This is a genomic window from Gordonia sp. i37 (assembly GCF_002043085.1).
GTDB lineage: Bacteria > Actinomycetota > Actinomycetes > Mycobacteriales > Mycobacteriaceae > Gordonia > Gordonia polyisoprenivorans.
In genome coordinates this window covers 1-1,638 of record NZ_MVPX01000466.1, presented here as the reverse complement: position 1 = coordinate 1,638, position 1,638 = coordinate 1, and the positions used below count along the sequence as shown (strand labels likewise).

Annotated in this window: 1 protein-coding gene and 1 pseudogene; both read left to right on the top strand. The window is 72.0% G+C overall.

What is annotated here, in order from left to right; translation table 11 throughout:
- Positions 1 to 728 (top strand): hypothetical protein (locus B1964_RS22770; RefSeq protein ID WP_079931386.1); only part of this gene is annotated, 728 nt, incomplete at its 5' end.
- A pseudogene (locus B1964_RS22765) lies at positions 725 to 1,638 on the top strand (hypothetical protein); the annotation flags it as partial. The gene B1964_RS22770 and the pseudogene B1964_RS22765, both read left to right, overlap by 4 nt.

Here is a 1,638-nt window from a genome sequence, read left to right as displayed (position 1 = left end):
GGCGCCCCCTGACGATCGCGGTCACCGGCCGCCCGGGCACCGGTCGCGACACCATGACGCGGGCGGTGCGGGAGCGGTTGCGAGTCGGCGCGCTCGGCCCCGGCGAGGACCCCGACGCGATCGACGGCGCCGACCTCTGGGTGCACGTGATCGTGGCCGCGGTACGCCCCGCCGACCACGAGATCCTGGCGTCCTTGCCCGCCGAGCGCACGATCGTCGTCCTCGGCAAGGCCGACACCCACCCCGATCCGCGCGACGCCGCGCACGCAGCGGCCGAAGCCGCCCGGATGCTGGGCCGACCGGTCACTGCCGTCTCGGCACTTCTCGCCTGCGCCGATGTCACCGAGGCGGAATGGACCTTTCTCGCCGACCTCGTCGCCCGCGACGAGCAGATGCCGTCGATGGCCGGGCACTTCCTCATGGGCGATCCCGGTGGACGCGAACGCACCCTGCGACGTGGACTGCTGCGGCGCCTCGACCGGTTCGGTATCGAGACCGCTCTCGACCTGATGGGTGCGGGTGTGGTGGCCGACGTCGACGGTCTCAATGCGACATTGCACCGGCTCAGTGGCATCGAGGCGATCGTCCCGACGGTCGCCGCGGGGGTCGGCGAGGTCCGTGCGCGTCGGGAGGGCGTGGTTCGCGATCGTCTGGAGGGTCTGGCGGTTGCAGGCGTCGCACGCGAGGGCATCGAGCAGCTGTTGCGCGTGCCGGAGGTGGTGCGGTGAACGTCACCGCTGCGCAGCAGATCAGCCCAGACGGGGTCAATCCAGAAGGAATCACCCCAGACGGGATCTACCACCAGGTGTGGCAGGCGACCGGCTTCGACGCGACGAGCATGCCGGAGCCCGGGGCTTCGATCGTGGTGGCCGGGGCGGTGGGTGCAGCCGTCGACGATCTGCTGGCGGCCTGCGCGGCGGTCGCCCCCGACCTACCGATCTCGGCGACCGGTTCCGGCATGGGAACCGGTGGGATCGGCGCGGGCCTGATGGTGCTGGATCCGTCGTCGGACCTCGATGCCGACGAGGTCGAACTGTTCGTGCGGTTGCGGACCGAGGTGGGCACGGTCGCCTTGGTGTGCACCGGAATCGACGCATTCTGGGAGTGGCCGCGACGGCTGCGCGCACAGCGCGCCGTTCTCGATCCCGCCGAGGAACTCCCGGTGTTCGCGGTATCGGCGGCGGCTGCCCTGGCCGGCGCGGTCGACGAGTCCGGCCTGACCGACCTGGTGGCCTGGATCCACGAGGGTCTGATGCGCCCGATCGAGCAACGCGTCGAGCAGGCCCGGCTCGCGGCGTGTGTGACGGCGCTGGACCGGCGGATCCGCGACGACCATCTCTCTTCGGTGGCCACTGCGCACACCGACCCGGACGACCTGGTGCGTCGCCGACGGACTCTGGTGGCCACCCGCGACCGCGGACGCACCGACCGGCTCGCCGCGGTTCGCGCGGGCGTCACCGGGGTCCGCACGGCCACGATCGCCGACGCGCAGACCGGGTTCCGGGCGCTGCTCGCCGCGGCGAACCGTCGCTGTGCGCACGCCACTCCCGGTGAGCTGGCGACCCATCTGACCTGGCTCGACTCCGAGATCGCACGGGTCAATGCTCGCGTGGACGCCGTTCTCGACGACCGGCTCCA